The organism is Nonomuraea rosea, assembly GCF_039539705.1.
In the GTDB taxonomy this organism is placed as follows: domain Bacteria; phylum Actinomycetota; class Actinomycetes; order Streptosporangiales; family Streptosporangiaceae; genus Nonomuraea; species Nonomuraea rosea.
Window position 1 is genome coordinate 1 of record NZ_BAABDQ010000099.1, and the last position, 6,030, is coordinate 6,030.

The 6,030-nt window shown below is 64.6% G+C and carries 9 protein-coding genes; 7 read left to right on the forward strand and 2 right to left on the reverse strand.

From position 1 onward, the window contains the following. On the reverse strand, positions 1–541 hold a 541-nt coding region (locus ABEA43_RS67320), incomplete at its 3' end, for a hypothetical protein (protein WP_345581331.1). Positions 542–896: 355 nt separating this feature from the next. On the opposite strand from ABEA43_RS67320, the gene ABEA43_RS67325 reads away from it, so the two are divergent. Continuing rightward, a complete protein-coding gene (locus ABEA43_RS67325; RefSeq protein WP_345581334.1) occupies positions 897–1,079 on the forward strand; it encodes a hypothetical protein in 183 nt (60 codons plus the stop codon). Between the two features lie 390 nt (positions 1,080–1,469). On the opposite strand, the gene ABEA43_RS67330 is transcribed toward ABEA43_RS67325, so the two are convergent. After that, entirely contained in the window at positions 1,470–2,219 is a 750-nt protein-coding gene (locus ABEA43_RS67330; protein WP_345581337.1) for a hypothetical protein, read from the reverse strand. A gap of 794 nt (positions 2,220–3,013) precedes the next feature. Between ABEA43_RS67330 and ABEA43_RS67335 the strand changes: the two genes are divergently transcribed. The 6 genes from ABEA43_RS67335 to ABEA43_RS67360 all read left to right on the forward strand — a co-directional run bounded on the left by ABEA43_RS67335 (position 3,014) and on the right by ABEA43_RS67360 (position 5,760). Further along, positions 3,014–3,469 (forward strand): IS110 family transposase, encoded by a 456-nt coding sequence (locus tag ABEA43_RS67335; RefSeq protein ID WP_345581355.1) that lies wholly within the window; start codon positions 3,014–3,016, stop codon positions 3,467–3,469. 9 nt (positions 3,470–3,478) lie between these two features. Then, complete coding sequence (locus tag ABEA43_RS67340) at positions 3,479–3,694, forward strand: hypothetical protein (protein WP_345581340.1); 216 nt, start codon at positions 3,479–3,481, stop codon at positions 3,692–3,694. 70 nt (positions 3,695–3,764) lie between these two features. After that, positions 3,765–4,274, forward strand: a complete 510-nt coding sequence (locus tag ABEA43_RS67345; protein ID WP_345581343.1) for an RICIN domain-containing protein — start codon at positions 3,765–3,767, stop codon at positions 4,272–4,274. A 197-nt stretch (positions 4,275–4,471) separates the two neighbouring features. Further along, a complete protein-coding gene (locus ABEA43_RS67350; protein WP_345581346.1) occupies positions 4,472–4,840 on the forward strand; it encodes a hypothetical protein in 369 nt (122 codons plus the stop codon). Between the two features lie 109 nt (positions 4,841–4,949). Further along, the gene (locus ABEA43_RS67355; protein ID WP_345581349.1) at positions 4,950–5,228 is read left to right on the forward strand and encodes a recombinase; all 279 of its coding nucleotides are present in this window, start codon (positions 4,950–4,952) and stop codon (positions 5,226–5,228) included. A gap of 73 nt (positions 5,229–5,301) precedes the next feature. Beyond that, complete coding sequence (locus ABEA43_RS67360) at positions 5,302–5,760, forward strand: hypothetical protein (RefSeq protein ID WP_345581352.1); 459 nt, start codon at positions 5,302–5,304, stop codon at positions 5,758–5,760. The last annotated feature ends 270 nt before the right edge of the window (positions 5,761–6,030 follow it).

Genomic DNA, 6,030 nt, shown 5'->3' on the forward strand with positions numbered 1-6,030 from the left:
CCGTGGCGGTCGCCCGGCCCGAGTAATAGCCGGGCTCGCACGACGCGCCCGGGCTGGGGGTGCCGAGGCCGAACACGGGGGTCAGGGTGGTGTTCTGCCAAACGTCGGTGCGGCCGCTCACGGTTACGCCGGGGCCGGCGATCAGCCCGTGGTAGAGCAGTTCCACGGTGAGGTCGATGCGGCGCACTGGACCGTCGCACTGGACCGTCGCGCTGTAGTTGACGGTCTTGGCGTCGGTCATGCTCGGTGGGCTGCCCGGCGCGACGTACCAGCAGTTGTGGCCGTCGGGCACGGCGGCGGATGCCGGGGTGGCGTCGATGCGGCGCGCTGGACCGTCGCACTGGACCGTCGCGCTGTCGTTGACGGTCTTGGCGTCGGTCTTGCTCGGTGGGCTGCCCGGCGCGACGTACCAGCAGTTGTGGCCGTCGGGAACGGCGGCGGATGCCGGGGTGGCCAGGCCCAGGGGTGTGATGGAGAGGGCGGCTGTGACCAGGGTCAGGAGGAGGCGTAATCCATTGCGATGCAACAGTTTTACACGCATCGATGGATGGTTTCACGGGACATCGGCGTCGGCAATGGGTGAGCCCGGGGCGTGCACTCGAAGACAACCTGCTCACGCACAACTGCGGCGGGGTGGGAGACCCCCGGCGGGACCGACCTACTGGCATTTCCGTGTCGCGACGTACCGACGCTCTTGTGTCGCCGGCCCACTGACATCATGTGTGAGAAATAACCCCAGAGTTCGTTGACTGGTTGAACGTTGATATAGCCGGAGGACCTGGGCTTACTTCCTCGGATTCCTGGTTCTTTCGAGATTGATGAGACTTCAGAGATTCTGAAGGTCTATCGTCCTCGTCGTTCGTCTTGCACGGATAGCGAAGACGAGGAGGCCCGAGTTGGCGTTGGCCGTGGCGAAGGGTCTTCAGGTGGCCCGGGCTCCCGCCACCGCCGAGGACCTGGAGGCGCTGGAGACCGACGTGCTGGCCGGGTTCGTGCTGGCCAGGGCCGCGGCGGGGTTTTCAGATGGGACGATCTCCGCCGCCGCCAGGCCCGACCGACCGATGAGTACCGCCCCGTGACCGAATCCGAATGGCTCGGGTTCGAAGAATACTTCGACCAGCGCAAAGTCGAGCTAGGAGGATGCGCCCGCCCCTAAGGAACCCCCTGCCAGCATGAACACGTCAGATGTGCGCTTCTCAGGCCGGACCCGGTGCAACGCGCCCGCATCGAAGAGATCCGCGACAACCGCATTGCCGAGGCCGAACGCGAGGGCTGGCTCGGTGAGGTCGAAGGGCTGCGGGTCAGCCTGGCTGGCGCCGAGGACACGCTCGTCCAGCTCGACGCCCGGCAGGAACGCGGGTCATCGTCCGTGTTCCTTGGAGTCCCGTCATTCGACCAGTTCGGAGCCCGAGGCAGTGGACAGCCAGGAACCGACACCGAAATCACTTTTGTCGCGAAAGGACTGACGGCTATGTCAACCGCTCGGTCGGAAGGTTCCCAGGACTGTGTGCTTCGGAGATACGGAACACATTCGCGCAACGAGAACACTCGCCCTGCCCGAAGAGGAAGGTCAGCCCCTCCGCCAGCTTGGTCTGCCCGTCGCGAACCGCAAGGTCATGCATCCAACGACCCGGGCCCGCCAGATCGGCGGCCCGCGCTGGCCTCAGCGCGCGACGGTCAACATCGCCGAGATCCCAGTCTCTTACCGCGGAATAGCGCCCGAAGTCTCCGATGGCGACCGTCACGTCCAAGGAGCAGGCCGGGCAGGAGACCCAGTAGAAGTCATCAGTGAAGTCGCCCAGCACCTTGCTCCAGCGAACATGACCGCGAGCTGCGAGGAGGTTCCGGAAAGTCGTCTGGTAGTTCGAAGGCCGAGTCCGCAGACGGCGGTCCAGAAGGTCATCCAGCTCCGCAATCGAGCCCTCGTGATCGCGGAGCAGCGAGACGTCGGTCTGATGCTCCATGGCGCAGCACACGATGTCGCCAGCGAGATCCAAGGCCTTCAGATCAGTCCGAGCCAGCGCGACGAGGGCCGGCAGCGCAGCGACGCTTGCCGGCGAAACAGTCTCACCCTGATGGCAGAGGCGATCGCCGAGTTCCTGCCAGGCGACATCGTCGGATCCTTGCTCGACTCGAGCCAGGAGCACGGGTATCTGATCGGCCGTCCCGAAGACGTCCTCCAACTGCGTCCAGTCCACCACGCGGACATTCAACAACATGAGTGGCCGTCCGCCTTGCCCGAGAGCAGAACCAGCACCCGGCACTTCTAGTTCAGAGAAACTTGTGTCGATCGTTATCTAGGGTTGAAGGACTCTTCCAGCAGGTCAGAGGATGATGATCTCTTCTTTCAGGTAGGGCAAGTTGACCGAACTCAGCCCGGTGCCGGCGTACGGATTCCGGTGCAGAGTCGGGTACACCAAATGTGCAGAGGTCGGGGGCACGAAGCATTCGGGACGCTGCGATGGCGGCCTGCCCGACGACCCAGGTCCGCTACTCACGATGAGCAATCGGTGGACGTGGGCTAGCGCCCGGATCGCGGCAGATCCGCATGGGTCAGATGTGGAAAGCCTGCACGAGAACGATCCTGAGCCGATGGTCCGCCGGTGAGCGCTTAGATCCAGATCCGCCCTTCGGGCGTGCTCGCATGGATGAGAATCTGTGTGTGTGCCGCCCGCTGACGTCGGTTCGCCTTGGCTCGTGGAGACCGTCGCTTAGATTGACGCTGGAGCCCTCACCTGCGGGTGTCCCCCGGTTGCGTCGTGAACGCGAGTGTCAGCTTCTTAGATCACTTTCGGGGCTCCGCGGGCGGCATGTACATCCTGATCAGCGAGTTCCGATGAAAGGCGGGACGGCATGCAGGTTCTCTACCAGCGATGCGCGGCGATCGATGTCGGCAAGGACGAGATCGCCGTCGCGTTGCGGGTCCCGGGTGACGGCCCTCAGGGACGGACCACCACCAAGCGCATCTACAAGACGTTCTACGGCGTCCTGAAAGAGGCGGCACGCTGGCTGGCTGGCCGGCCAGGGCGTCACCCATGTGGCGATGGAGGCCACCGGGATCTACAGCATGCTGGTCTACCACGCCATGATCGAACACGGCCGGTTCGAGCAGGTGCTGGTGTGCAGTCCCGGCCACGTCAAGAACGTGCCCGGCCGTAAGACCGATTACGCCGACGCCGAATGGCTGGCGCAACTGCTGGAGTGCGGGCTGCTGAACGCCTCTTTCATTCCCACCGAGCAGGTCAAGGCCGCCCGGGATGCGCTGCGGTATCGCACCAAGGTGGTGCAGCAGCGCACCTCGGAGATCCAGCGGCTCGGGGCGGTGCTGCAGGATGCCGGGATCAAGCTGGACTCGGTGGCCTCCAGCATCGCCACCGTCTCCGGCCGCCACATGATCGAAGCGCTGATCGACGGGGAACGGCGCGGCGCGGCCCTGGCCGACCTGGCCCTGGGCAAGATGCGCGCCTAGATTCCCGACTTGTCGATGGCCTTGGAGGGCCGCTTCGACGAGCATCATGCGCTGATGTGCCGCCTGCACTTGGAGCATCTCGACCTGCTCAATGCGATGCTCGCCAAACTCGATGTGCAGGTCGAGGAGATGATGGTCCCCTTTCGTGCCGCCCGGGAGCTCTTGAGGAGCATCCCCGGGATCGGACCGATGGACCGCTCGCGGGATGCGCACCAGCGTCTTTAGGCCACCGCCGAAACACCCTCGCCCCCTTGACGGCCGCGTACCGATACTGGCCGAGAGCGAAGGGAATCACATGACCGGCATCCGGAAGACCACTGCGGCCGTCATGATCGCCGCACTTGCGGCGATCACCGGCCCGCCACCCGCCCACGCGGCCGCGGCCTTCTACCTGCACAACCTCAAATCCCACAAGAACCTGCAGCCCCTCAACGGCAACCCGGCCAACGGCGCCAGGATCGTCCAGCAGCCCGAAAACCCCCTCTTACTCGCACAGAGGTGGAACTGGATCGCAGCCGGCGCGTACGACAGCTTGCAGAACGCCGGCACCGGCAAGAACCTCGGCATCGACGGCGCCAGCACCGTCCTCGGCGCCCTGGCCATCCAGGCGAACCCGTCCAACGACTACAACCAGGACTGGCTCGTCATGCCCGAGGGATACCCGGAAGACTATTTCGCGCTGAAGAACCGCAAGAGCGGCATGTGTCTCGGCATCTCCATGGGCAGCACCGCCAACGGCGGGCAGGCCGCCCAGTTCCCCTGCGACGGATCGCCCAACCAGGGATGGACGACCTACCCCCGCTGACGGGGTTTCCAGAAGCAGAAGTGTGTTTCAACAATCCGCTGCCTTCAAGAGAAAGCCTGTACGGAGTTCGAACCTTCGGGCCGGTCGGAGCCATCGACCTTCGCCCAGATGCGAGCCCGCCGCCCGTGAGTGCGAGGTCTGGCATCGGGTCACCACGCGGGACGGGCAGGCGGTGGACGCGCCTGGCCCCTGCCGCCTTGGCGGGCTACGCGCTCTGCAAGGGTCCGCTCACATTGATTGACCGAGGTGTTGCGGCGCTCGTCGGTTCGATGGCCACCCTGCAGTCTCCTGCCGAGGTAGGCCACGGCATGGGCATGCCTCGCTACATCGCGGCCACCGCGGAGGTGGTCGCCCGGCGCGAACAGGTCGGTTCCATCCAAGATCTCCAGCGTGAGCGGCAACGGCAACTGGCGTGGGAGTACGCCTTCGGGCGGGACTCCGCTGGACGGCCATGGTCGATCAGCGACTTGGCCCAGCGGACCGGTCTCCTCCCCTCCACCGCCGAGAAGATCATTGACGCCGGCCGTGCGGCGTGGCGCGCGGCTGGTAACGATCTGCCCCGCTGAACGCCAGGGGGCGCGTCGATACGATCCCCGCTCAACGTCTCATAGCTGGGCAAAGGGCCGGCGAGGCCCGCCGTTCGCGTTTTCGCCACCGGTTGAGCAAGGTGATCGGATGGTCGTACACAGCATCGCCGCGATCGTCCCACTCCTTCGCGTTGACCCAGATCAGAAGCCCCGGCTAGAAGAAATCCACGTCAACCTCATCGACCGGCTCGCCGAGGCCAAACAACAGGGCTGGCTCGGCGAAGTCTCCGCGATCGAAACCGCTCTTGCCGCCGCCGAACAGAAACTCCAGGCCATGAGAGAAGCAGCCACCCGCACCACCACCGTCAGCCTCGGTATGCCCGACACCCGCCGATCCGTTGGACGCTCAAGCGGACGCGGGACATGACCAGCCCATCATCACCAGGCCGGCCAAGCATCCCGCCTACACACGGTCCGAAACCGCCCGCTACCTTGCTTCCGTGGTACTCAAGAAGATCAATGAGCGATGGGCAGGAGACGCCCTCGAAGATCTGGTCGCCTACTTCGGTGCGGATCCGCACGAGTACCTGGCACATCAGGTGGTGGCAGCACGCTGCGGCCATTGCACAGGCCAGGTCTTCCTCCTCGAAACGGATGAATCGTCCACATGCGTGCGGCGCACCTGCACCAGCTGCGATCAGACCGTCTACATGCTGGACGGCGAGGAATACTGGCCGACGACAGAAGAAGACGACGAAGCCACGTACTTCGTCGAGTGCACCTGCGGTTCGGACGAATTCGAGACCGCAGTCGGCTTCACCTTCTATGACGACGCCCCGACCTCGGACATCCGCTGGGTCAGCATCGCGGTCCGATGCACGGCCGACGGGCTCATCGGCTATTGCGCGAGCTGGAAGATCGGCTATGGGCCCTCGCACCACCTGGTCGACTCAGTCTGAACATCAAACCCACCCGCGACACGCCGGAACTCCTGCTTGAGCTAATCCACAACTGCCACGCTCTGTTACCGGCCCTGTCTCCCGACCTTGAAGGCGCCATCAAGATCAGTTCGGTTAAGCCTGCCTGAGATGTCCCATGCTCAACATCAGAGGGCGGTTCGCGAGCTGATGTCCCTTTGATCGCTTGCCCTGCGTGAGATGGGGCTTGTCGAAGCGGGTAGTGCGGGGTTACGGGCGTGGCTGAGCGAACAATCCTGGCTCGGTCTCGGT